This window comes from Streptomyces sp. Xyl84, assembly GCF_059731885.1.
Genome location: NZ_AP029183.1, coordinates 952,389 through 976,906, shown reverse-complemented (window position 1 = coordinate 976,906; position 24,518 = coordinate 952,389). Strand labels below are relative to the sequence as shown.

At 73.1% G+C, this 24,518-nt stretch carries 21 protein-coding genes; 12 read left to right on the top strand and 9 right to left on the bottom strand.

What is annotated here, in order from left to right; translation table 11 throughout:
- Positions 1-48: 48 nt before the first annotated feature.
- Positions 49-621 carry a transcriptional regulator gene (locus tag AC6I72_RS35925; protein WP_498005791.1) on the bottom strand — a complete coding sequence of 191 codons (573 nt, stop codon included), beginning with the start codon at positions 619-621 and terminating at the stop codon, positions 49-51.
- 306 nt (positions 622-927) lie between these two features.
- Positions 928-1,872, bottom strand: coding sequence for a ScbA/BarX family gamma-butyrolactone biosynthesis protein (locus tag AC6I72_RS35920; RefSeq protein ID WP_498005790.1), 945 nt, complete (start codon positions 1,870-1,872; stop codon positions 928-930).
- Between the two features lie 398 nt (positions 1,873-2,270).
- Here AC6I72_RS35920 and AC6I72_RS35915 point away from each other — a divergent pair, with 398 nt between their 5' ends.
- Complete coding sequence (locus AC6I72_RS35915; protein ID WP_498005788.1) at positions 2,271-3,542, top strand: cytochrome P450 family protein; 1,272 nt, start codon at positions 2,271-2,273, stop codon at positions 3,540-3,542.
- On the opposite strand, the gene AC6I72_RS35910 is transcribed toward AC6I72_RS35915, so the two are convergent.
- Positions 3,519-4,466 (bottom strand): NAD-dependent epimerase/dehydratase family protein, encoded by a 948-nt coding sequence (locus AC6I72_RS35910; protein ID WP_498005786.1) that lies wholly within the window; start codon positions 4,464-4,466, stop codon positions 3,519-3,521. The two genes, AC6I72_RS35915 and AC6I72_RS35910, sit on opposite strands and share 24 nt — an antisense overlap.
- Positions 4,467-4,631: 165 nt before the next feature.
- Between AC6I72_RS35910 and AC6I72_RS35905 the strand changes: the two genes are divergently transcribed.
- The 6 genes from AC6I72_RS35905 to AC6I72_RS35880 all read left to right on the top strand — a co-directional run bounded on the left by AC6I72_RS35905 (position 4,632) and on the right by AC6I72_RS35880 (position 10,194).
- A complete protein-coding gene (locus AC6I72_RS35905; protein WP_498005784.1) occupies positions 4,632-5,318 on the top strand; it encodes a ScbR family autoregulator-binding transcription factor in 687 nt (228 codons plus the stop codon).
- 606 nt (positions 5,319-5,924) lie between these two features.
- A complete protein-coding gene (locus AC6I72_RS35900) occupies positions 5,925-6,485 on the top strand; it encodes a hypothetical protein (protein WP_498005782.1) in 561 nt (186 codons plus the stop codon).
- 140 nt (positions 6,486-6,625) lie between these two features.
- Positions 6,626-7,468, top strand: a complete 843-nt coding sequence (locus AC6I72_RS35895; RefSeq protein WP_498005781.1) for a DUF4097 family beta strand repeat-containing protein — start codon at positions 6,626-6,628, stop codon at positions 7,466-7,468.
- A gap of 85 nt (positions 7,469-7,553) precedes the next feature.
- Complete coding sequence (locus AC6I72_RS35890; protein WP_498005779.1) at positions 7,554-8,594, top strand: ATP-binding cassette domain-containing protein; 1,041 nt, start codon at positions 7,554-7,556, stop codon at positions 8,592-8,594.
- On the top strand, positions 8,591-9,385 hold the full coding sequence (locus AC6I72_RS35885; protein ID WP_498005778.1) for an ABC transporter permease: 795 nt from the start codon (positions 8,591-8,593) through the stop codon (positions 9,383-9,385). Before AC6I72_RS35890 ends, AC6I72_RS35885 begins: the two co-directional genes overlap by 4 nt.
- A gap of 374 nt (positions 9,386-9,759) precedes the next feature.
- Positions 9,760-10,194 (top strand): nuclear transport factor 2 family protein, encoded by a 435-nt coding sequence (locus AC6I72_RS35880; protein WP_498005776.1) that lies wholly within the window; start codon positions 9,760-9,762, stop codon positions 10,192-10,194.
- Positions 10,195-10,290: 96 nt separating this feature from the next.
- On the opposite strand, the gene AC6I72_RS35875 is transcribed toward AC6I72_RS35880, so the two are convergent.
- Positions 10,291-11,262, bottom strand: coding sequence for an Lrp/AsnC family transcriptional regulator (locus AC6I72_RS35875; protein WP_498005775.1), 972 nt, complete (start codon positions 11,260-11,262; stop codon positions 10,291-10,293).
- Positions 11,263-11,474: 212 nt separating this feature from the next.
- On the opposite strand from AC6I72_RS35875, the gene AC6I72_RS35870 reads away from it, so the two are divergent.
- The 4 genes from AC6I72_RS35870 to AC6I72_RS35855 all read left to right on the top strand — a co-directional run bounded on the left by AC6I72_RS35870 (position 11,475) and on the right by AC6I72_RS35855 (position 14,942).
- Positions 11,475-12,065 (top strand): NADPH-dependent FMN reductase, encoded by a 591-nt coding sequence (locus tag AC6I72_RS35870; RefSeq protein WP_498005773.1) that lies wholly within the window; start codon positions 11,475-11,477, stop codon positions 12,063-12,065.
- A 104-nt stretch (positions 12,066-12,169) separates the two neighbouring features.
- Positions 12,170-13,162 (top strand): MBL fold metallo-hydrolase, encoded by a 993-nt coding sequence (locus tag AC6I72_RS35865; protein WP_498005772.1) that lies wholly within the window; start codon positions 12,170-12,172, stop codon positions 13,160-13,162.
- A gap of 159 nt (positions 13,163-13,321) precedes the next feature.
- A complete protein-coding gene (locus tag AC6I72_RS35860; protein WP_498005770.1) occupies positions 13,322-13,699 on the top strand; it encodes a YybH family protein in 378 nt (125 codons plus the stop codon).
- Between the two features lie 82 nt (positions 13,700-13,781).
- Positions 13,782-14,942 (top strand): FAD-dependent oxidoreductase, encoded by a 1,161-nt coding sequence (locus AC6I72_RS35855; RefSeq protein WP_498005769.1) that lies wholly within the window; start codon positions 13,782-13,784, stop codon positions 14,940-14,942.
- Positions 14,943-15,034: 92 nt separating this feature from the next.
- On the opposite strand, the gene AC6I72_RS35850 is transcribed toward AC6I72_RS35855, so the two are convergent.
- The 4 genes from AC6I72_RS35850 to AC6I72_RS35835 all read right to left on the bottom strand — a co-directional run bounded on the left by AC6I72_RS35850 (position 15,035) and on the right by AC6I72_RS35835 (position 22,276).
- Entirely contained in the window at positions 15,035-18,391 is a 3,357-nt protein-coding gene (locus AC6I72_RS35850) for a S8 family peptidase (RefSeq protein ID WP_498005767.1), read from the bottom strand.
- A gap of 227 nt (positions 18,392-18,618) precedes the next feature.
- A complete protein-coding gene (locus AC6I72_RS35845; RefSeq protein ID WP_498005766.1) occupies positions 18,619-19,569 on the bottom strand; it encodes an FG-GAP repeat domain-containing protein in 951 nt (316 codons plus the stop codon).
- A gap of 225 nt (positions 19,570-19,794) precedes the next feature.
- The gene (locus AC6I72_RS35840; RefSeq protein WP_498005764.1) at positions 19,795-21,135 is read right to left on the bottom strand and encodes a glycoside hydrolase family 3 N-terminal domain-containing protein; all 1,341 of its coding nucleotides are present in this window, start codon (positions 21,133-21,135) and stop codon (positions 19,795-19,797) included.
- A 313-nt stretch (positions 21,136-21,448) separates the two neighbouring features.
- Positions 21,449-22,276, bottom strand: coding sequence for a TetR/AcrR family transcriptional regulator C-terminal domain-containing protein (locus tag AC6I72_RS35835; protein ID WP_498005762.1), 828 nt, complete (start codon positions 22,274-22,276; stop codon positions 21,449-21,451).
- Between the two features lie 138 nt (positions 22,277-22,414).
- Between AC6I72_RS35835 and AC6I72_RS35830 the strand changes: the two genes are divergently transcribed.
- Positions 22,415-23,554: an FAD-dependent oxidoreductase gene (locus AC6I72_RS35830; RefSeq protein ID WP_498005761.1), complete on the top strand. Its 1,140-nt coding sequence runs from the start codon at positions 22,415-22,417 to the stop codon at positions 23,552-23,554.
- A 14-nt stretch (positions 23,555-23,568) separates the two neighbouring features.
- On the opposite strand, the gene AC6I72_RS35825 is transcribed toward AC6I72_RS35830, so the two are convergent.
- Entirely contained in the window at positions 23,569-24,153 is a 585-nt protein-coding gene (locus tag AC6I72_RS35825) for a GNAT family N-acetyltransferase (protein WP_498005759.1), read from the bottom strand.
- Positions 24,154-24,518: the final 365 nt, after the last annotated feature.

Below are 24,518 nucleotides of genomic sequence, written 5' to 3'. Positions count from 1 at the left end.
CGGCGCATGAGGCGGACCGCGTATCCGCGGGGCTGCCCGGCCCTGTGGTCAGGCGGCGAAGCCGACGTTGGTGACGTACTCGTACTGGCCCCACTGCGAGCCCAGGTCGACGATCTGGTCGACCCAGGCGTCGTCGAGCGCCTGCGCGTCGTCGGCCGCCCAGGCCTCGACGATACGGTCCCAGCGGCGGATGTTGAGGGCGCGGAACTCGACGACGCGTTGCCGTGGCCGGGGCACCTGGGACTGGTTGAGCGGGTGGATCTCCACCCGCGTCCCGCGGCCCTCCCGGTTGAGGCGGCCCAGCAGATGGCGGGCGACGTTGTGCCGGCGCACGGTCCGGTAGGCGGTCTCGACGCGCTCCAGGTTCTTCTTCGACGGGTTGCGCCGGCCCTCCAGCCAGGCCTTGAGGGTGCGGTCGGTGACCGTGAGGCCCGCAGCCCGGGCCGCGGCACGGGCGTGCGGGGTGCGGGTGAGGTAGTGCAGCCGGGCGAGCAGACCGCGCCGGACGGTCACCGGCGTGACGACGAAACCGGCGAGCGCGTCGAGCCGGCGGGCGACGGCCTCGTACCCCTTGATGCCGCGGGCGCCGTACTTGCCGAACTCCTGGGTGCGTTCGGGCATGTCCGCCTCCTTGCCTGTGCCCGGCCCCGGTCCGGGCGCACGGTGCCGGCGGGGCGTTCGGGATCAGTATGGTCCACGGCGGGCGGGCTCCGGTGGGCGGCGCACTCCCGTGCGCTCGCGTGCTCCGGCTCTGCTGAGGAGGGGCGGCCCGCTGTTCCCCGCGGCCGAGCGGAGCGGCCGGCCGGAGGGACACACCACCACCCGGCGGCGGCACACCACCGCCCGGGGCGGGACGCCCGAGGGGTGCGGGCGGTGGAAGGACGGGGGAGTGCGGGGCGGGGCGTCCGCGGGCCCTGACCGGTGCATTCAGCAGGCGGGGCCCGTGATCGTCGAGGTGAAGACCGTCTCTCCGTCCTGGTGGGCGGCGACCTGGACGGTCGTCATGCCGCCGGACTCGGGCGTCACCCGGACCACGTCCATCCAGCACGGCCGGTCCAGTTCGGCGTAGCGGAGGAACTCCGTGGTGGCGCTCGCCGGGATCAGGCCCTGGGGGGCGAGCGCGGCGCAGGCCGCCTGGCGGCCGGCCTCCAGGAGCACCATGCCCGGCAGGTGGTCCCCGGCGTGGTCGAAGAGGATGGGGTGGGTGAGGTCCGGGGTGAGGAGCCAGCGGGTGGGCGAGTTCGTGGCGGTGAGGACCACGTCGGTCGCAGAGGTGCGGCCCACCGCCGCCGGATCGAGCGGGACGCGGGACGTGGTGAGGTCGTACGCGTCGTGAGGTGCGGGCGTGCGGTTCGTCCGCAGCCGCTGGTACACGGCCGGCGGGACGGTGGAGAAGGTGCCCGCCCCATGGGCCGCGAGGACGCCGTCGCGGACGACGGCCAGCTCCAGCCGCAGCGAGGCCGCCATTCCCCGGCGCCAGGTGATCTCCGCGCACCTGGCGTCGAGTTCGAAGTCGGTCGGGCTGAGCGCGATGCCCAGGTGCTGCTGGTAGGTCGTGTAGCTGAGGTTCCACATCACGAACTGGTGGGTGAGCGGCACACCGAGTTCGGCGTGGGCGAGGAACATGCCTGCCTGCCGAAAGGTCTCTGCCACCTGCAGAGGATCGTGGCCGAGACCGTCGGAGCGGTTGAAGAGGGTGTGCGCCCTGGGCCACTGCCCGGTGAGGGAGAACCGCTGGTCCTCCTGGCTGGTGCAGCCGGTGAGGAACACCTCGGCCACACAGGCGCGGTGGACGTACTCCTTCGGGACCGTGGTGGTCAGACGCGGCAGCGTGGACAGTCCGCCTTCGTCGTGCGTGCTGTGCAAACCCATCGCAGGCCCCCCGCCTGGAAGCTTTGTTCGACGACGCCTCAAAGATACGGACCCACCGGTTTTTTGGTGAGGCCCCAAGGCAAAGGATTTCCCAAGTGTGCGTGCCGGTGACTGAAGGAAAGGCTCCGGTTGAAGTGGTTCAAGGGCGCAACTTTCCGGCCCGCACCAGGGAGAACGGGGGCTCTGTGTACGGGGGTCGGGGGAGAGGGGATATTTGCCCCGGGATCGGCTGAGTGCGGGGGCGCTGGTTGTTCTCCCGTGTCCCCTACTCTTGCAAAACCGGTCGTCTGGTTTGTTATGGTTCCGCCGAAGTACTGATGGAGGGCCCCGGCACAGTGCTACGGTCGGGCCGCCGTCGCCCCTGATGTCCTGCGGATCTGGCTCTCTGGAGACAATCGATGACCCGTCAGCAGCAGTGTCCGTACGCGATCGACCCGTCGGGCCGGGACATCCACGGGGAGGCGGCCCGGCTGAGCGCGCAAGGGCCCCTCACCCGGGTCGTCCTGCCCGGCGGAGTGGAGGCCTGGTGGGTGACCGGGCACGAGACGATCAGGAGACTGCTGATCGACCCGCGCATCTCCAAGGACGCCTACCGGCACTGGCCCGCGTGGATCAACGGCGAGATCGGCGAGACCTGGCCGCTGGCCATCTGGGTCTCGGTGCAGAACATGGTCACCGCCTACGGGGACGACCACAAGCGCCTGCGCGCCCTGGTGGCCTCGGCCTTCACCACGCGCCGGGTGGCCCGGCTGCGCCCCCGCGTCGAGGAGATCACCCAGGCGCTCCTGGACGAACTCGCCCGCGCCGACGACGGCCGGCCGGTCGACTTCCGCGGCCGCTTCGCCCACCTGCTGCCCACCCGCGTGCTGAGCGAACTGTTCGGCATCCCCGAGGAGTTCCGTGCCTCACTGCACCGGATCATCAGCGGCTTCTTCGACACGACCGCCTCCATGGAGGCGGCTCGGCGCAACCAGGTGGACCTGTACCGGACGATGGGCGACCTCGTCGCGATCAAACGGGACACCCCCGGTGAGGACCTGACCAGCAGCCTCATCGCCGCCCGGGACGAGAGGGACGGCTCCCGGCTCAGCGAGAAGGAACTGGTCGACAATCTGATCCTGCTGTTCACCGCCGGCTACGAGACCACGGTGAACCTGCTCGACAACGCCCTGTGCCTGCTGCTGGCCAACCCCGCGCAGCTCGCCCGCGTCCGGGCCGGCCGGGCCACCTGGGCGGACGCGGTCGAGGAGGCGCTGCGGGTGGAGGCACCGGGGGCCAACGGCATCCTGCGCTACGCCGTCGAGGACGTGGCCGTGGGCGACACGGTGATCGGCAAGGGCGAGCCCCTCGTCATCTCCTTCGCCGCGGCCGGGCGCGACCGCGCCGTCCACGGCGACGACGCGGACCGCTTCGACGTCACCCGTGCCACCCGCCGTGAGCACCTCGCCTTCGGGCACGGCACGCACTTCTGCGTGGGCGCCCAACTCGCCCGTATGGAAGCCGAGATCGCGCTGCGCGGCCTGTTCGACCGGTTCCCGGAGGCCGCCCTCGCGGTACCGGCCGGGGAGCTGCGTCCGCTGGGATCCTTCATCTCCAACGGTCACCGGGAGGTTCCGCTGCTCCTCGGCCGGCAGCGCACGGGGGCCTCAGCGGCCGGCGTGCACGGCTGAGCCCAACTGCTCCTGGTACCAGGGCAGATGACGGGCCAGGCCCTCGGCGGGTTCCGGGCCGGGGTCCTGGCCCAGCAGCCGCCACAGGGACGAGCCGGCGAACCAGTGGTCCGAGGTCAGCATGTCGAGGTGGTGCAGCGCCTGCGGGTGCTCCCGCAGCAGGGCGCGGGCCCGCTCCGGGGCCAGCGGGGCGGCGCCGTCCGTCCCGAGCACGCCGCACACCGCCTCCATGAGGACGGCGCCGGGCACCGGAACCGGGTGGTTGACGTGGTGGGCGCCCGCCAGGTCGAGGTCCGGGCCCGCGAGCGCGGCGCCCACCACGGCCCCGGCCAGGGCCGACACCTCGACGGCCGAGTGCACGCCGGCGCCCGCGACCGGCGCCCCCAGGTGCCGGACCAGCAGGGCCAGGCCGGGGATCACCCACCGGTCCCCGGTGCCGTAGACGAGGTGCGGGCGCAGGACGGTGCCCCCGGCCGCGAGGACGATCCGCTCGGCGGCGGCGCGGGTGGCGCTGGTGACGGACCGGGGCCGGACGGGCAGTTCGTGCGGCTCGGCCCCGCGGAAGGGTCCGCGGCCGTAGACGGCTGCGGTGCTCACGTACACGATGCGGCGCACGCCGTGCCGCCGGGCGTCGGCGACCAGCGCCGCCGTGCCCGCCTCGTTGACCGCGCGCAGCTCCGCCTCCTCACCGCCGATGCGCGAGGCGCAGTGCACCACCGTGTCCACGTCCCGGCACAGCCCGTCGACCGAGGCCGCGTCCCCCAGGTCCGCGCGGACCACCCGCACCCGGTCCTCGTCGGTCGCCGCCAGGTCCCCCCGGTGCCGGACCAGCCGGACCCTCGTCTCCGGGCGGGCGAGCGCGGCGCGCACCACGTGCCGTCCTATGAAGCCGTTCGCCCCGGTGATGAGAAGATGCTGCGACATGCGCGGGCCCCCTGTCGGTCCTGGACATCCTTGCCGCTCCCGGCCGCGCGGAGTTGGCGGCCTCTCGGCACTGCTTGTGAAAATACGGACTACCTGGTTTTGTTTCCAGGGGGGAACGGGCAGCGAGGACGTTCTCCGCCAGGCAGCAAGCGCGTAGGAGGAGTCGTGGCACAGCAGGAGCGTGCGATCCGCACCAGGCACGCGATCTTGAAGGCCGCCGCGTCCGTTTTCGACGAACGCGGCTACGAGGCCGCCACGATCGGCGAGATCCTGACCCGTGCCGGCGTCACCAAAGGGGCGCTGTACTTCCACTTCCCCTCGAAGCAGGCGCTGGCCGAGGGCGTGCTGAGCGCACAGTTCGCGGAGGTCTCCCTGGCGCCCAGGGTGTGCAAGCTCCAGGAACTGGTGGACACCGGGCTGCTTACGGCGGACCGGATGCGGCGCGACCCGGTGGTCAGCGCCGCCGCCCGGCTCTCGCTCGGCCAGGAGATGCGCACGCTCTTCGGCGGCCAGGCGGTCACCCTGTGGATCGGGACCACGGAGAAGGTGCTGCAGGAGGCGAAGGCGCAGGGCGAGCTGCTGCCGCACGTCGACCCGGCGGCCAGCGCCTGGGTCATCTCCGCCGCCTGGACCGGCGTGCAGGTCTACTCCCACACGCTGAGCGACCGGGCCGACCTGGTGGAGCGGGTGGTGGCCCTCTTCGAGCACCTGCTGCCCAGCATCGCCGTCCCCGCCGTACTGAGCCGCCTGATCGTCACTCCCGAACGCGTCGAGGAGGTCGTCCGCGAGACCGAGCGGCGCGCGGGGAAGGAGTCGGAGGAGCGGGCTCCGGAAGTCGCCCCCACCCCTTGACCGGCAGACCGGGCGTGCTGTTTCTCGCTCGCCGGGGTGCGGAGCGGCTGCAGCCCCCGCCGGTGCTGCCGCACTCCAGCGGTCCATTCTGACGTCCGGCCCGGGCGGCGCACTCTCCGCCGTGGGCGCACCTTCCGCCGTGGGTGCACCCCCCGCCGTGGAAGCACTCTCCGCCGTGGGCCCACCCTCCGCCGCGGACGCCTCCGCCGTGGACGCCCCCGCTGTCGGCCGCTTCCCCGAAGACGGCTGACCGGGCAGCCGCTACGCCTGCACCCCGGTCCAGCCACTACGCCTGCACCCCGGTCACGGACGAAACCGTGACCGGGGTGCTGTCGGTTCGGGAAGAAGTGCGTCGGTACGCCTGCGCCTCGATGGCGCCGACAGGCGCTACCTGGTGCCATGTGGTGCCACGCCTCGGAGCCACGTGGCGTCACTTGGCGTCGGGGCGGCGCCAGTGAACTTGCGCCACTCGCCTCGGACTGGCTCTGATCGGGGCTGTATTTATCCTAGTTTGCTTCGAACTGGGTCCCGGATTGCCCCGCGCCTGACGACAGTCCGCATCTTGTGTGCTTGCGCATGGCGCCAAGATGGTGCCATGATGGCGTCATGGACCTCACCCCGTATGTCGACACCCTTCGCCGCGAACTCATGGTGGCCGCCGAAGCCGGCGGGGAGGACGCCCGTGAGCTGGCCGAGCGGCTCACCACTCCCCTGGAGTCGGCGACCCGGCTGACCATGCTCAACGTGCTCTCCGCCGCGACGGACGAGATCACCCGTGAACTCGCCCCCGGCTCGGTCGACGTACGGCTGCGCGGGCTCGACCCCGACTTCGTGGTGACGCTGCCGCCCGCCGCCGGTGCCCCCGCCGAGGTCGTCGCCCCGCCGGTCGAACCGGTCGCGGCCCCCGCGCCCGCCGACGGTGACGAGGGCGGCACCGCCCGCGTCAACCTGCGTCTGCCGGCCCACCTCAAGGCGCGCGCCGAGGAGGCCGCGAGCCGTGAGGGCCTGTCGGTCAACGCATGGCTGGTCCGGGCCGTGTCGGCCGCGGTCGACGGCGGACGGCCGCGCACGACGGAGACGACCCGCGCCACCGCGACGACCGGCACCACCGGTAGCACCAGAACGACGGGAACCACCGGGCAGAGCTTCTCGGGCTGGGTGCGCTAGCCCCACCGCCCGAAGTGCCCCCCGGCACGCCTTCCGCCCCGCACGGCCTTTCCACCCGCACGACCTCACGCGCACCACTTCACCCCGCACCGCGCTCCACCTGCGCGGATGCCTCCAGGACTCATGAGGACGGTACAGCCATGCCTTCTTTCGACACTCCCGGACCGATCGCGGTGACCGCCCACGTGGGCGCCGGTTCCGTCCGGTTCACCGCGGGCGACCGCACCGACACGGTCGTCTCGGTGCAGCCCGGCGACCCCGAGCGGGACAAGGACGTGCGGGCCGCCGAGCAGACGGAGGTGGCCTACGCGAACGGTGTGCTGTCCGTCAGGACGAAGGAGCGCCGGTTCATCGGGCCCAACGGCGTCGTCGGGGTGACGGTCGAGCTGCCCGAGGGCTCGGACATCGACGTGACCGGCTCCTGGGTCCAGGTGCTCGGCGAGGGCCGGCTCGGCGAGGTCCGGGTGAAGACGTCGGTCGGTGACGTCCGCCTCGACGCGACCGGGCCGCTCCGGCTGACCTCCTCGCACGGCTCGGTCACCGTGGGCCGGGTCGAGGGCGCGGCCGAGATCACCAGCAGCTCCGGCAGCGTGCGCGCCGGGCTCCTCGACGGCCCCGCCGTCCTGAAGAACTCGCACGGCACCACCACCGTCGAGGCCGCCACGGGGGAGCTGCGCGTCAGTGGCGCCAACGGTGACATCGACATCCGGCGCGCCGGGGACTCGGTCACCGCCACCACCGCGAACGGCACGCTGCGGGTGGGCGAAGTGGTCCGCGGCGAAGTCCAGTTGAAGACCTCCTACGGCGCCATCGAGGTCGGCATCCGGGAGGGCACCGCGGCCTGGCTCGACGCCCACTCGGACTCCGGGCAGGTGCGCAACAGGCTCACCTCGTCCGACGCCCCGGCTGAGACCGAGGAGACCGTCACGATCCACGCCCGCACCCGGCACGGCAACATCGACATCGTCCGCGCCCAGGCCTGACCGCCCCGCGAGCCCCGGCCTCGATCCTCCGCTTCTCCCGTTCCCCCGTTCTCCCGCCACTTCAGCCTTCGAAACGGAGGGCTCCATGCCTTCTTCTGTCATGCCCATGCCCAGGCAAGGAGGCGGCGACGACCCCTCGCCGGCCGCCGTCAGTGCCGTCGGTCTGCGCAAGTCGTACGGCGACAAGGTCGTCCTCGACGGCATCGACCTGCGCATTCCCACCGGGTCGGTGTTCGCGCTGCTGGGCCCCAACGGGGCCGGCAAGACCACCACCGTGCAGATCCTCTCCACGCTCATCGCCGCCGACAGCGGACGGGCCCAGGTCGCGGGCCACGACGTCACCACCTCACCGGACGGAGTGCGCGCCGCGATCGGCGTCACCGGGCAGTTCTCCGCCGTGGACGGGCTGATCACCGGCGAGGAGAACATGCTCCTCATGGCGGACCTGCACCACCTGTCCAAGCGGGAGGGGCGGCGCGTCACCGCCGAACTGCTGGAGCGGTTCGACCTCGCCGACGCCGCGAAGAAGCCCGCCTCCACCTATTCGGGCGGCATGAAGCGCCGCCTCGACATCGCGATGACCCTGGTCGGTGATCCGCGCATCATCTTCCTCGACGAGCCGACCACCGGACTCGACCCGCGCAGCCGCCACACCATGTGGCAGATCATCCGCGCGCTCGTCTCCGACGGCGTCACCGTCTTCCTCACCACCCAGTACCTGGAGGAGGCCGACGAACTCGCCGACCGGATCGCGGTGCTGAACGGCGGGAAGATCGCCGCCGAGGGCACCGCCGAGGAACTGAAGCGGCTCATCCCCGGCGGACACGTGCGCCTGCGCTTCTCCGACCCGGCCGCCTACCGAGGTGCCGTCTCGGCGCTGCGCGAGGTCACCAGGGACGACGAGGCGCTGGCGTTGCAGATCCCCAGCGACGGCAGCCAGCGCGACCTGCGTTCCGTCCTCGACCGGCTGGACGCCGCCGGCATCGAGGCGGACGAACTGACCGTGCACACCCCCGATCTCGACGACGTGTTCTTCGCCCTGACCGGCGCCACCGACCAGCTCGGCCGGCCGAGCCAGCCCGACCAGCCCGACCAGCCCGACCAGCCGAAGGAGAACGTCCGATGAGCGGCTCTCTCTCCCTTGCCCTGCGCGACTCGTCCACGATGCTGCGGCGCAACCTGCTGCACGTGAGGCGCTATCCCTCCCTGACGCTGAACCTGCTGCTCACGCCGGTCATGCTCCTGCTGCTCTTCGTCTACATCTTCGGCGACGTGATGAGCGCCGGCATCGGGGGCGGACACGCCGACCGGTCCGAGTACCTCGCGTACCTCGTGCCGGGCATCCTGATGCTGACCATCGGCGGCACCACGATCGGCAGCGCGGTCTCCGTCTCGATGGACATGAACGAAGGGATCATCGCCCGCTTCCGCACGATGGCGATCCACCGCGGCTCGGTGCTCATCGGGCACGTCGTCGGCAGCGTGCTGCAGTGTGTGATGAGCGTGGTCCTCGTCGGAGCCGTGGCGGTGGCCATCGGGTTCCGGTCCACGGACGCCACCGTCCTGGAGTGGGTGCTGGCGTTCGGCCTGCTGGTGCTCGTCTCCCTGGCGCTCACCTGGATCGCCGTCGGAATGGGCCTGTCCAGCCCGAACGCCGAGGCGGCGAGCAACAACGCCCTGCCGCTGATGGTCCTGCCGCTGCTGTCCAGCGCCTTCGTGCCGCTCGACGCGATGCCGGGCTGGTTCCGGCCGTTCGCCGAGTACCAGCCGTTCACCCCGGCCATCGAGACCCTGCGCGGGCTGCTGCTCGGCACCCCGATCGGCGACGACTGGTGGATCGCCGTGGCCTGGTGCCTGGGCCTGACGGTACTCGGATACCGCTGGTCGAAGGCGTCGTACGAACGCGCCGCGAAGTGACCGCGACGACCCGGGGCGAGCGCCGCGCCCCCCTGTGACGGCGGGGTGCTCACGGGAGAGCGGCGGGCGGGGAGCGGCGTACCGCGACATCATGTCGGGGCACGCCGTTCCCGGCGTTCGCGAGACGGCCTCCTCGCGCCGGCCGACGTCGGCCCGCCTCCGCGGAACGGCCGGGCGGTCACTGGCAGGACGGCACCGGTGACAGGCGGCCCGCGAGGGACCGGCCGGCCACCGCGCGGCGGCAGACCGCACCGGCACGCGCGGCCTGCCGGGACGTGCGCGGTACGTACGGAGCCACCGCGTCCGCCGTGACACATGTGTGCCGGCCCGGCCCGTCCGCGCTGTATGTGTTCCCGCCTCCTATCCTCCTGTGTATGAAAGCCACCACAGACGTACAGGCCGTCACCAACCTGATCGCCCGGTACGCGGAACTGGTCGACACCGGAGACTTCGCCGGGGTCGGGGAGCTGTTCGCCGACGCCGAGTTCATCGGGAGCGGCGCGCCGGTCCGGGGCCGTGAGGCCGTGGAGAAGATGCTCCGCGACTCGGTGATCCTCTACGAGGACGGCACACCACGCACCCACCACGCCACCACCAACATCGCCGTCGAGGTCGACGAGGAGACCGGCACCGCCACCGCCCGCGCCTACGTGACCGTCTTCCAGAGCCTGCCCGGCCTGCCGCTGCAACCCGTGGCCGCGGGCCGCTACAACGACCGCTTCGCACGCCGTGACGGCGGATGGCGCTTCACGGAACGCCGGGTCCGCATCCATCTGGTGGGCGACGTGAGCCGCCACCTGCGCACCTGAACCGGCTGGGCCCCGTCCGGCGCGGGGTGGGTGAGGCGGTGGTCACTCGCTCCGCCCGGTCGGGGCTCGCGCTCCGTGGCAGGCTGCTCCGGCGGTTCAGAAGCCGGGGCGGGTCAGGCCGGTGCGTTTGGCGGTGGCCAGGACCGGGGTGGTCTCGATGGCGGTGACGTGTGCCATGGCGCCGATGGTGTCGGTGAGGAAGCGGTAGAGGGCGTCCAGGTCGGTGGTGGTGACCATGACCAGGAGGTTGGCGGGACCGGTGGTCGCGGCGGTGAAGCGCACCGCCGGTTCCCGGCTGAGCCGTTCACCGGCGGCCTGGAGGGCGCTGGGCGCCACGGACAGCCACAACTGGGCCTTGGTGCGCAGGCCGAGCAGGGCCAGGTCGGTCTCCGTGACCAGGCGCACCGTGCCGTCGTGCAGCAGCGCCTCCAGCCGGCGCCGGACGGTGCGGGGCGTGGTGCCGGTCTGCCCGGCGAGGGTGGCGTAGTCGGCGCGGGCGTCCTCCGTCAGGGCCCGGACGAGCGCCAGGTCGGCGGACGGCAGGGGATCCGGCGGCGGGGAGCTGAGCGGGAACGGGCGTACTCCCAGGCGCGCCGCCTCCTCGTCGTCGAGCAGCCGGGCACCCCAGTTGAGGGAGGCGGGGAAGACCCGCAGCAGGGTGTGGGAGGTCCAGTCGTGGACGGCGGCGGTGGCCGGCAGATCGCGCAGCAGGAGGCGGTTGCGTTCCTCCGCGCCGTCCAGGAAGACGATGGTGCTGATCTCGTCGCCCCCGCCGAGGATGTCGACCCAGAGGGTGTCGCTGCGCCGCGCCAGCGTGGAGGCGACCGTCCGGATGCGGTCCGGGCGGCAGCGGATGCGCAGGGCCATGGGCACCAGGTGCGGGAAGCGGATCGGGTTGCGCTCCGCGGTGGCACGCAGGGTGCCGTCGGCGTACAGCGGGCCGGCGCGGCGGACCACGGTGCGTTCGGACAGGCCCAGGCAGGCGGCGACGTCCCGCCAGGAAGCGCGCGGGGAAGCGATCAGGGCGGCGGCGATCCGCTGGTCCGTCTCATCGAGGCTCTGGCGCACAACCGGCACTCTACGCCGTCCACCTGGCGCCCGATCGGCCTTTTGCGGGGTGTTTCTGGCGCGGTACCGCCGCGACGTCCAGGATGGATCACATCGGGGAACCCGCCCGCACACCCGGCTCACACACCCCGGTGAACACCCGCACGCTCACACCCACACCCCTGCACCCCCTTCCCGGGCTGTCCTCGGCCCGGGCCCCTGGAGGAGACACCATGACCCACCTCGACGTACTCGCCCTGTCCGGGAGCCTGCGCCGCGACTCCCTCAACAGCGCCCTGCTGCGGGAGGCCGAACGCCTCGGCCCGCAGCTGCGTTTCGACCACTTCGACGGCCTCGGGCGGCTGCCGCACTTCAACGAGGACCAGGAGCACCCCGCACCCCCCGCCGTCGCCGACCTGCGCCGCCGCGTCCAGGACGCCGACGCCGTGCTGATCGCCACCCCCGAGTACAACGCCTCCATCCCGGGCGCGCTGAAGAACGCCCTGGACTGGCTCTCCCGCCCGGCGGGCGACGAAGGCCCGGCGCTGACCCTCAAGCCGGTCGCCGTCATGGGGGCCTCCCCCGGCCCCTTCGGCACCGTCCGCGCCCAACTTGCCCTGCGGCAGGTGCTGCACAAGATGAACGCCCGCGTCGTGCAGCAGCCCGAGTTCCTGCTCTTCCAGGCCCACCAGCAGTTCGGCGTGGACGGATGCCTCCCGGACGGCTCCCCGGCCCAGCGGCTGCTGTGCGACGTGCTCGACGCCCTCACCCTGCTCGCCGTCGGCGAGGCGAACCGGCACCGGACGGCCGCGACCGCCCGCTGACCGCCGGCCGCCCCGCACACCGGCCGATGGCCGTCACAAGAAGCTGAAGCCGATGGCCCCGTGAAGCAGCCGGCGGGGCCGAGCAGAAGAGGAAGTGCCTCACCATGGACCTGCACCCCGCCCCGCAGCCGGCCGGGTACCCGGCCGCGCATCCCGCCGGGCACGTCGCGCATCCCGCAGCACACCCCGCCGCGCACCCCGCAGCCCTCGACCGGCAGTCCGCCGTCCGGTCGCTCGTGCTGGGCGACGTGCGAGTGACCTACGTCGTGGACGGCGCGATGGCCATGCTGCCGTCGGGCTTCTTCCCCGGCTTCCCCGCGGAATACTGGGACGCGCACCCCGGACTGCTCGACGAGCGCGGCCGGCTGCCCATGTCCGCGGGCGGCCTGCTGGTCGAACGCGACGGCCGCCGCCTGCTGATCGACGCCGGCCTCGGGCCCGTGCGCGGGCCGGTCCACGTCTCCGGGGATCTGGTGGGACACAGCGACTGCGGCGCACTCCTCGCGACGCTCGCGGCACTCGGACACGCACCCGAGGACATCGAGGCGGTCGCCTTCACCCACCTGCACGTCGACCACACCGGCTGGGCGTTCACCCCCGGCAGGACGCCGGACAAGTGGGAGAAGACCTTCCCCCGGGCCCGCTACCTCGTCGCCGCCCGGGAATGGGCCCCGCACGACTGCGGCACCACGGTGCCGGGCGCCCCGGAGGCGGACGTCCTCACCCGCATCGGCGCGGAACACACCCCGTTCGACGACGGCGACGAGATCTTTCCGGGTGTGCACGCCCTGGTCACTCCGGGCCATTCCCCGGGACACACCTCGTACGTGATCGACGCGGCGGGCGAGCGGGTGATCGTCCTCGGGGACGTGTTCCACACACCGGCGCAGCTCACCCACCCCGACTGGCCCTCACGCCCCGACATCGACCGGGCCGGGGTGAGGGCCGCCCGCCGGCGCCTGACGGCGGAACTCGGGCAGCCGGGAACGATCGGCTTCGCGTTCCACTTCGGAGACCAGGCGTTCGGACGTCTGACCGGCACCGGCTGGGCGCCTGTCCCGGCACCGGCGCTCCTGCCGGCACCGAGGACGGTATGACCGAGGCACCATGCCGGAGACCAGACGTTCGGACGTCTGACCGGCACCGGCTGGGCGCCTGTCCCGGCACCGGCGCTCCTGCCGGCACCGAGGACGGTATGACCGAGGCACCATGCCGGGGCGCCGTGACCGGGGCGCCGGGAACGACATAATGCGGCCATGGACCAAGCAATCGCACGGAAGTTCGTGGATTCCTGGGTGACCGCGTGGAACGCGCACGACCTGGACTCCCTGCTGGCGCACTTCACGGACGAGGTGACGTTCCGGTCGCCGGTGGCCGCCCAGCTGCTCGGCGGGGACGGCGTGATCCGGGGCAAGGACGCGCTGCGCGCCTACTGGACGGAGGGCCTGCGCCGCATCCCCGACCTGCGGTTCGAGGTGGTCGGCAGCTACGTCGGCGTGGACTGCCTGGTCATCAACTACCGCAACCAGAAGGGCGGTCTGGTCAACGAGGTGCTGATCTTCGACGGGCCGCTGGTCACCGAGGGGTACGGCACCTACCTGGGTGAGGACGCCAACCCGGCCGGAGCCCGCTGAACCCGCCGTCCCGGACGCGTGCGCGTCGGCGCCGCCCGGTCGGGTAGGACCCCGGGGAACCGGACGCGGGAGTGGGGGAGACATGGCAGCGGTACGCGTACTCGTCATCGGCGGCGGGATCGCCGGCACGGCGACGGCCCTGGCCCTGCACAAGGCGGGGTACGACGTCACCGTCCACGAGGCGCATCCGGACGCGGCTCAGGACATCGGCGCCTTCCTGACGCTCGCCGGCAACGGCATGCGCGCCCTCGCCCAGTTCGGCGCCGCCGCCGCGGTCACCGCGACCGGTTTCCCGCTGACCTCGATGCGCGTCCTCGACGCGGCCGGGACCGAGTCCGCCCACGTGCCGCTGGGCGAACCGGGCGACCCCCTGCTGCGCTACCGCTGCCTGCGCCGCGGCGAACTCAACGCCGCCCTCCAGGCGGAGGCCGCGCGCCGGGGCGTCCCCGTACGCCACGGGGCCCGCCTCACCGCCGTCGAGGACGGCGCGGACGGCGTCACCGCGCATTTCGCCGACGGCACCACCGCGACCGGCGATCTGCTCGTCGGTGCGGACGGCGTGCACTCCACGGTCCGCCGCACCGTCGCCCCCGCCGCCCGGCCCGTCTACGCGGGCCAGCGCGTCTTCTACGGCTACACGCGCACCGCGCCCGGCTCCCCGGACGCGGCCTGCATCACGATGGTGCGGGGCAGCACCGCCGCGTTCGGCCACACCACGTCACCCGACGGGGAGACGTACTGGTTCGCGCGGGTCGGCGACCGGCCGCTGTCCGCCGACGAGATCGACCGGGGCACCCCCGGCCGCTGGCGCGACCTGCTCGTCCCCCTGCTCAGCAAGGACCCCACCCAGGCCGCGGACATCGTCGCGGCCACCGGCGACGAGCTGATGGTCACCGACGCGACGGAACTCCCGGCCGGCACACCCTGGCGCTCGGGCCGGATCCTGCTGGTCGGCGACGCGGCCCACGCCGCCTCCCCGGCCACCGGGCAGGGCGCCTCGATGGCCCTGGAGGACGCCGTCGTCCTCGCGAAGTGCCTGCGCGACAGCCCCGACCACACCACGGCGTTCGCCCTCTACGAGTCGCTGCGCCGCCCCCGGACCGAGCACAACACAACCGTCAGCGGCAACATCTCCCGCGGCACCCACACCTCCTCCCCGGCCGGCCGGGCGACGGGACCCGGGAGCCCCGGCGCCGACGCGCTCGCCCGCCTCCTGGACTGGAACACCGCTGTGAACCCCTGACCACGGCGCGCACCGGCCCGGCCGGCGGCAGAGACCGTCTGCTGCCCCCGGCCGGGCCGTGGTGAGGTGCCCCAGGTGACCGGGGCCAGGGCCTACTCGGTGGTGAGGTACGCGCGTTCGATCGTCTGGTCGAGCGTGTTGCCCTGGGCATCTGTCAGCGCCACCCGCAGGGAGACGGAGCCCGCCCGGGACGGGTGGCGGAGCGCGAGGTGCGTGCCGCCGACGGCTTCGGCGTGCTGCCAGGTGCGTCCCTCGTCGTAGGAGACCTCGAAGGAGAGCTTCTGGAGCCGCCGGCGGGCCGCTGCGCCCTCGACGCGGAACGGCACATCGAAGCTCTGGCCGGCCTTCGCGGTGCCGGCCAGGGTGAGCGCGGGGGAGAAGCGGACCACGGAGAGCGGCAGCGCGGACCACGTGCCCTCGGGCGCCCGGGCGGAACGGAAGGTCCATTCCGTCCTGACCCGGGTGCTCACCGGTGTCAGGGCCGTGTCACGGGTGGTGTCCACGGTCAGCTTGTACGCGCTGTCCTGGGCCGGAACGGTGTACTGGACGACGTCGTCCGTCGGGGAGACGCCGTCCGGATCGGAGAGCTCCACGCCGTCGGCCTGGAGCGAAGCGGCCGCGGTGGCTCCGGGGGTGGTGTTCCAGTGTCCGGCGCCGTCGTTGAACTGCGGCAGATAGGCGCGGATGACGTCGCCGTTCCGGGCGATGCCGGGGGCGAGCGCGGACGGGGCGCCGGCCGTCCCGTTCAGGGCGGGGCCGAAGACACCGACGTTGTACCGCTCGGTGTAGCGCTTGCCGGACCGGTACGTCCCCGTGCCCCAGAGCTGGGCGTCGGGACCGGTGCCCGCGAGGACGAGGAAGCTCCACTTGATGTCGTGACCGAGGACGTACCGGGTGCGGCTCAGCGGCAGACTCACATGCACGGGCGTGCCGAGGGGGGAGAGCTCTCCGCGCGGGGTGACCGTCTGGGCGAGGACGTCCGCCTCCTGTCCGGCGGTGGGGGAGCCGATCTGGAGATCGACCTTAGCGAGCTGCTCGGGCCGGACCTCGGTGCTGAAGCCGCCCAGCCGGCCGGTACGCCTCCAGGCCAGGTGGTAGTCGACGGGTGTGCCCCCGCTCCGGCCGCTCCACGTGCCGGAGTACTGGGCGAACGCCTGGCCGGCGGGGAGCCGCGGGCCGAGCTGTCCGACCGTGAAGCTCCGGAAGCCGGGGAAGCCGTACGTGAAGAGGCCCGGGTCCAGTCCCGCGCGCCGCTGCCATCCGACGGCGATCACGCCGTCGATGTTCTCGGCGGCCGGGTCGGGCAGGGTCACCCGGACCGGGCGCGCCCGCCGCGCGTCGACGGTGACCGCGGTGTCCTCGTCCAGCCGCAGGAGGGGCTGGAACAGCAGGGCGTGGGTGGGGGCGTTGGGGTCCGTGTGGACGATGCCGCTGAGGGAGTAGTCGCCCTTGGGCAGCCGCACCGTCAGTTCACCGTCCTCCTCGTCGGCGTAGACGGCGTGGAAGTCGGTGTCGATGCCCTGGATCTCGGTCGTGGCGTCGCCGACGGGCTCGCCGTTCTCGTCGAGGTGCCTGAGCGTCAGGTCGTACATCTCGACCTCGCGCTCCACCCCGAGGGCGGTGCGCACCCTGACCTTGCCGTCGGCCGAGGCGGCGGTCACCGAGCCGCCGAACGTGCCGTCGGTGCCGCCGGCCCGGGTGTCGGCGGTGACGGAGGCTGCGGCCGTGCCGCCCGCGGGGACGGTGAGGTGCTGGGGCGAGACGGTGAACAGGCCCTCGGCGGCAGGCTTGCCGTCCACCGACAGCGCTTCGACGGACAGGTCCAGGGTGACCGGTCCGGTCCCCAGGTTGCGGTAGGTGAGCTGCTTCGTCACCGGCTCGTCGTCGGTGTGCGGCCACTCCTGCCGGCCGAAGTCGAGGGGCCCCTGCTCGGCGACGACGCTCTGCCCGATGGCCCGGGCCACGTCGGTGCGACCGGTGCCCTGCTGGAACGAGCTGTACGGGCCCGGTTCGGCGGACCCGGTCAGCACCGCCTTCAGGCGCGCGCCGTCCCAGTCGTGGTGCTGCTGGGCGAGGAGGGCCGCGGCACCGGCGACATGCGGGGTCGCCATGGACGTGCCGTCGAGCGTGAGGTAGCCCGGGACGGCGGAGGGGTACTGACCCTCCAGGGTGCTGCCGGGGGCCGAAGCCGCGGTGATGGCGACACCCGGTGCGGTCAGGTCGGGCTTGACCGCGCTGTCACCGACGCGCGGGCCGCGGCTGGAGAAGCCCGCGAGCTTGTCCGCCTTGTCGACGGCGCCGACGGTGAGCGCGGCCGCGGCGCTGCCCGGGGAGTCGACCGTGTGCTCGTCCGCGCCTTCGTTCCCCGCCGCGACGACGAACAGGGTGCCGCTTTCGGCGGAGAGCCGGTCGACCGCCTCCTCCACCGGGTCGACACCGGGGGTGTCCTCGCCGCCGAGGCTGAGGTTGACGATGTCGGCGCCCTGTGCCACCGCCCACTCCATGCCCGCGATGATGCCGGACTCTTCGCCCTCGTTCCGGTCGCCGAGGACCTTGCCGTTGAGGATCTTCGCGCCCGGGGCGACGCCCTTGTACCTGCCGCCGGACTCGGCGCCGGTCCCGGCGACGACGGACGCCACGTGGGTGCCGTGGCCGTAATGGTCCCCGGGATCAGGTGAGTCGGTGAAGTTCTGCTCCCCGATCACCTGGCCCGCCAGGTCGGGATGGGTCTTGTCGACGCCGGAGTCCAGCACGGCGACCTTGACGCCGGTGCCGTCGTACCCGGCGGCCCAGGCGGCCGGGGCGCCGATCTGCGGCACGCTCCGGTCCAGGGTGCCGCGGCGCTTGCCGTCCAGCCACACCTTGGCCGGCGCGGTCGGGGCGGCGGACCCGGCCCCGGTGCGCGTGCTCCCGCCTGCGGCGGAGCCGGTCACAGTGTTCCAGAAGGCGGCACCGCGCTTCTTGTCGGTGTGCAGGGCCGCGCCGCCGATGACGGGCAGCGCGCGGTCGACCCGTGCCCCGGCCGCGGTGAACGGGCTCATCGAGCGTTCCCGGCGGTCCCGGAAAGTGACGATCAGGGGTACACCGGAGCGGTGCGCGTCGTCGTAACCGTCCGCCACCAGCTGGGTGACATCGAAAAGCCGTGGGTCCAACCTGCCGCCGGCGAGCAGCGGCTGGGCGTCGCCGGGCACGACGTGTGTGTGACCGGCGATCTTCCGGACCGAGAACGGCACCCGTTCGCGGCCCGCCGCCCGCTCCACCGAGGTGACCTCACCGGTGGCCGTCACCCCGACCCGGTCACCGGTGACCAGTGTCACCGTCCTGGACGCCCGAGCCGTCCCGGCGGCGGCTGCCGGGGGTGCGTCATCCGGTGGTGCCGCGGCGGCCGCGCCGGCCGGTGCCGAGGCCAGCGTCGCGGCGATGGCGACCGCGCCGGCCAGACATCTCATGGGTCTGCGCATACCTCGCATCTCTGCCTTCCCGTTCGAGGTCATGTTCCGAGGGAGGCCTTGGAGATACCTGACGGGCACACCTTCAGGAGACCCCAAGGAGATACAGAGACTGGCGGCACGATGTGTGAAACCTGTGAGGGGAGACATGTGTCACACATGACGAGCGGGCCGCTCCCCGGAGGGAACGGCCCGCTCGCACACCCCTCATGGGCGGTGTGCGCGGATCAGTACAGGATGCGGTAGGTGTTCCAGCCCGCGTTGCCGATCTTCACACGCGACGCGTAGGGCGCGGACGCCTTGCCGGTGCCCTTGTACAGCCACAGCGCGCCGTTCTTGTCACGGGCGAGCAGGTCGGTGATGCCGTCGTAGTTGATGTCACCGACGGAGAGCAGGGTGTTGTACGTGTTCCAGCCGCTGCCGATGCGGGTGCGCGCGGCGAACGGGGCCTTGGAGTCGCCGGTGCCCTTGTAGAGCCACAGTACGCCCGAGGAGTCCTTGGCGACGAGGTCGTCCTTGCCGTCGCCGGTCAGGTCGCCCTTGCCCGCCAGGTCGGTGTAGGCGTTCCAGCCGCCGCCGACCTTGTAACGCGAGGTCAGCTTGCCGTTGCCGTAACCCAGGTAGAGCCACAGCACGCCCGAGCTGTCGCGGGCCAGCAGGTCCTCGTAGGAGGCGCCGCCCAGGTTGCCCGCAGAGAGCACGCGGTTGTAGATGTTCCAGCCGCCGCCGACCAGCACGCCGGTCTCGGAGTTCCACGGCGTGTAGTGCAGCTCGCCCGCGGTGACGTCCCAGATGCCGTCCGACTTGCCGTCGAGGTTCTGGTCGACCTGCGTGATGGAGCGGGCGTCCTGCCAGCCGTAGCCGGACTGCTGGCGGGAGTCGAGGCCACCCGTGCCGTTGGGCGGGTAGCCGTACACATCGCCCTTGCTGTCCACGCCGTACACGGCGTTGACCTGGGCCGCCTTGAACTGTGCAGTGACGCTGTACTTCGCGGCGCCCGACGCCTTGGCGGCGGCGGAGACCTGCGAGACAGACCGTCCGGGTGCGTCGGCGGCGAAAGCGGCGGTGGTGCCGGTCGCCACCAGCGCGGCGGTGACCGCCGCAACCGTGACACGCGCCGCGGTACGACGCGTGTTCAGGCCGGAGCTTTTGGCCACGTGGGTCCTCCAGTTGATCATGGGGGCCGGATGACGGGCCGCGGTGCGGCCCGGAAAGATCCGGAGATACTCCGCGATCTTTCCACAGCTCCCTCACGCATCAACCGGGATTTCTTCCTGTGGGCGAAGTGGTACAGAAGCGGGACAGAAGCGCAACATGCGCCGTACAACCATTCCCGTGCTCACGGTTCCCGGAGGCGCTTTTGCGCTCCTGACACCGCCTCCGGCTCCGGGGTGCCGTCCCGGTCATCCGCAGTCCAGCAGGCCCGCCTTGTGCTTGGCGTCGAGTATCCGGTGCACGGAGGCGTCGACCTTGCCGCGGAACGAGGCGTCCTGCTTCATCCGGCTCTGCACGGCCTGCGTCATCTCCGGCACGATGGACGGCCGTATCGTCAGGACCATGTCCCCGCCGGCCGCGATGAAGTCCACCGCCCGCTGCGCCGGGGTGAAGGACCGCACCGCCACCGCGTCACCGAGGTCGTCGGAGATGACCACGCCCTTGAAGTTCAGGTCCTGGCGCAGCAGTTGACCGATCACCGCCGGGGAGAAGGCCGCCAGGTGCTTGGCGTCGATCTTCGTGTAGACGGCGGAGGAGATCATGACGAAGGGCGAACCGGCCTGGATGCCGGCGCGGAAGGGTTCCAGCGAGGCGGACTTGGTGGTCGTGACCGAGTCCACCACGTTCGCGGTGGTGTCCGTGTTGCCCAGCACCTGGCCCAGGCCGGGGAAGTGTTTGAGCGTGGTCATCACGCCGGACTGCGCGAACCCGGCGGCGAAGGCGCCGCTGTGCGAGGTCACGACGGCGGGGGTGTGACCGTACTCGCGGTGGAAGTAGCCGATGGGGCGGTTGCGGGTGCCCAGGCTCGCGGGAACCACGTCGGCGATCGGAGCGAGGTTGAGGTCGACCCCGGCGGCCTTGAGCTGTTTCGCCCAGTCGGCGGCCCGGGTGCGCAGGGTCGCGGTGCTCCAGCCGCCCTGGGTCAGTCCGTCGGGCATGGCCGAGAAGCCGGGGCCGCTCAGCACCTGCACCTGGCCGCCCTCCTGGTCGGTGGCGACCACCATGCCGGCCCGCCGCCCGCCGACCTGGTCGGACTGGGCCCGGATGCCGTCGACCAGCTTCCGGGTCGCCGCGGTACCGGCGTTGCTGCGGCCCGTCAGCATGACGGAGCCCACGTGCTGGTCGCGCAGGGTGCGCAACTGGGACGCGTCGGGGTGGGCGGCGGAGATCCCGCCCATGAAGAGCTGCCCCACCCGCTGGGCCGTGGTCATGCCGGAGTAGTAGTCGTTCACACACTGAGCGGCCCTGGCCGAGGGCAGGGCACGCGGGGTGCTCCGGTGGTCGCCGGGGGTGGCGCCCTGGCTCCGGGCGGCAGCGGGCGGGTCGGCGGCGGTGCGCCCCGCGCTCGAGGGTGCCGTGCCCTGCGTGCCGCGGGCCGTCGGGGAGCCGGCGGCGCTCGTCGAGCCGACGGCGCCCACCTGGGCGGAGGTCCCCCCGCATGCCGTCGCCGCCAGGAGCAGGGTGACCACGGGGACCGCGGTGCGCAGGGCGGCCCGGTGGCCCCGGGTGCGTCGGACACGTGCCGGCATGACTTCTTCTCCCGCCTTCGACGTTCTCCGCACCGCACCAGGGGTGCGGGCGGGGCGCGCCACCGCGTTCCTTCACGCGGACCGCGCCTCTTCCGTCCTTCACACGGTACGTCGCCGTCCGACGGCTCACACCTGCCCGCCGGTCGGCGGGGCCGGGACGGTCCGCTCGCCTGCCCGGCGGACCGGCCGGGACTCCGCCGGTGCCGTCTTCGCACCGGCGCCTGCCCCGGTTCCACAGCGGCCCGGGGGCGTGTGCGCGGCGACAGCGCGGGGGAGCGGCGGCCGGGCGCACGGCGCCCGGTGCGGGGAGAGCCTACTGCCCGGGCGGATGCAGGGCGGTGATGCCGGCGAGGACGAGACCGAGCCCGGAGAGGAACTGCTCGCGGTCGTCGTGTCCGGGCAACTGGGCCGCGACGGCCCGGGTGAACGGGTAGGCGGCCGGGTCGAGTTCCTCCCACGCGGCCGACACGCTGCCGAGGAACTCGGCGCGGTCCGGGACCGGCTCGCCGGCCCGGGCGCCCGCGGAGTTCGCGGCGTTCTGGCCGGCGGCGCCGAGGACGTAGTGCACCAGTGCCGAGGCCGCCGTGAACCATCCGGCCTCCGGCACACCGAGCGCGGCGACCTGCCGGCCGAGGCTTTCGAAGATCCGCGGGGTCACCGACCCCCAGGGGTTGCGCGAGAGCTGGAGGGCGAGTTGCGTGGCGAGCCAGGGGTGTTCCTCGATCGCGTCGAACAGGCCGAGCGCGACGGCCCGGATCGCGTCCTGCGGCGATCCGGCGGCCGGGGCTGCCTCACCCGGGCCGCCCGGCCCGGCAGCCGCACCGCCCGTGCCGGCCTTCGCGGGCGCACCGCCCGTGTCCCCACCGCCGGGTGCACCGGCTCCCGCAGGCGCGCCGGCCGCCCCGGGCCCGGCGGTCAGGGCGCTGGTGACGACGGCCTCCGTGGCGGCGCCGAGCAGTTCCTCCTTGTTGGCCACGTGCCAGTAGATCGCCCCGGGCCCGGTGGCGAGGCGCTCGGTCAGCGCCCGGAACGTGAGCCCGTTCTCACCGGCCGCGTCGAGCAGGTCGACGGCGGCCTCGACGATGCGCTCCCGGGAGAGCGCCTCCGTGCGCCGCTGTGACCGGCGCGTCCGCGTTGCCATGGTCGCCATCTTGACACGTCTGGAGCGCCGTTCCAACATTGGAACGGCGCTCCAGAATGGAACGGCGTACCAGAACGCCCGGCCGTCCGGACCTCCTCCGCGGCCCCGCCCCGACCCCTTGAGGAACGAGGAACCACGATGCGCACTCCCGTCACGATCGTCGGCGCCGGCCTGGGCGGCCTGACGCTCGCCCGCGTCCTGCACGTCCACGGCATCCCGGTCACCGTCCACGAGGCCGAGTCCTCCCCGGCGGCCCGCACGCAGGGCGGACTGCTCGACATCCACGACCACAACGGGCAGCTCGCCCTGGAGGAGGCCGGCCTGACGGACGAGTTCCGCGCGCTCGTCCTGGAGGGCCACCAGGCGATGCGGATCCTCGACCGGGACGGCAGCGTGCTGCTCGACGAACCCGACGACGGCACGGGGGGACGCCCCGAGGTGCGGCGCGGTGAACTGCGCCGGATCCTGCTGGAGTCGCTGCCGGCCGGCACGGTCCGCTGGGGCAGCAAGGCGAGCGGCGTCCGCTCCCTGGGCGGGGGCCGCCACGAGGTGGCCTTCGCCGACGGCGGCACGGTCGTCACGGACCTGCTGGTCGGCGCGGACGGAGCATGGTCGCGCGTGCGGCCGCTGCTGTCCGGCGCGGTGCCCGAGTACACGGGCACCTCCTTCGTCGAGACGTACCTGTACGACGCGGACAACGCCCACCCGGCCGCCGCGAAGGCCGTCGGCGCCGGGTCGATGCTCGCGCCCGCCCCCGGCAAGGGGATCCAGGCCCACCGGGAGGACGGCGGCGCGCTGCACACCTATGCGGCGCTGTCCCGGCCGCTGGACTGGTTCGCCGCCGTCGGCTTCACCGACGCCGCCGCGACGGCCGCGCGGATCGCCGGGGAGTTCGCCGGCTGGGCACCGGAACTGACGGAGCTGATCACCGGCGGGGACACCCCGCCGGTGCTGCGCCCCCTGTACACCCTGCCGCAGGACCACCGGTGGGACAGGGTGGCGGGGGTGACCCTGCTCGGCGACGCCGCCCACCTCATGATCCCGTCCGGCGAAGGCGCCAACCTGGCCATGTACGACGGCGCCGAACTCGGCAAGGCCCTCGCCGCGCACCCCGACGACACCGAGGCCGCGCTCGCCGCGTACGAACGGGACCTGTTCCCCCGCAGCGCGGGGGAGGCCGCCGAAGCCGTACGCCTCCACGAACGCATGTTCGGCCCCCGCGCGCCGCTCAGCCTGTTCGAGATGTTCACGGGAGAGGAGCGGGCCGGTTCCGCGTGAGGACTGCCCGCCGGTCAGCTCTCCCGGCGGAGGTCCAGCATGCAGAAGACCTTGTCGTACCGGTCCTCGCCGACGGCGACGAAGGCGGGCAGCCGGCCGTACTCGGTGAAGCCGAGGGAGCGGTACAGGCGCAGGGCGTGCGTGTTGTCGCCGCGGGCGTCCAGGGTGAGGACCTCGACGCCCGCCTCCCGGGCGTCGGCGATCAGGGCGGCGGTCAGTGCCCGGCCGGTCCCTCGGCCCTGCGCGGCGGCGGCCACCGCGATCTTCTCCAGGTCGGCGTGCGGCCGGTGCGTCGGCCGGGCGTAGCGGACCCAGTACCCGAACCCGGCGAGCCGGCCGCCGAGGTAGGCGGCGCGCAGGGCCGCGTCACCGGAGCGCGCCTCGGAGCAGACGTGGCCGACGAGTTCCGCCACCTCGTCCCGCGTGGGCGGTTCGACCCAGCCCAGCGCGGCACCCGCACGGACGAGGTCCGCGAGAATGGCGTGCGCCGCCGCGGCGAACCCGGCTTCCAGCTCCGGGTCGGCCGCCAGCTCCCCGGCGTCGAGGAGGGTGAGGGGGGCGAGGGGGGCGGTCACACCGCTGGTCAGGGCCGGATCCATGCCCCGCAGCGTAACCACCCCTGAGCCGCACCGGCACTCAGCGCCCCCCCGTCCCGGCCCTCGCCTCCCCGTACCGGTCCCAGGCACCCCCCGTACCGGCACTCAGCACCCCGGCAGCGGTCCTCGGCGCCCCGCCGCGCCCGCTTCGCGCCCTCCGGGCGGCCCGTACCGGAGCGGGCGAGGAAGGGCAGCCGGCGGGACTCGAGCGAAACTCGACCGCCGATTGCTTCGATGAACGGCATCAGGAACGGAGCAGCAGGCCGTCACCGGCGCGATGTCCGCACCGTGCCGGACCGGACGGAACCGCTCGCCCGTGGCGCACCGGATCCCGCGCCCGACCGGCCGGGCGGCGCGCGCCGGGGGAA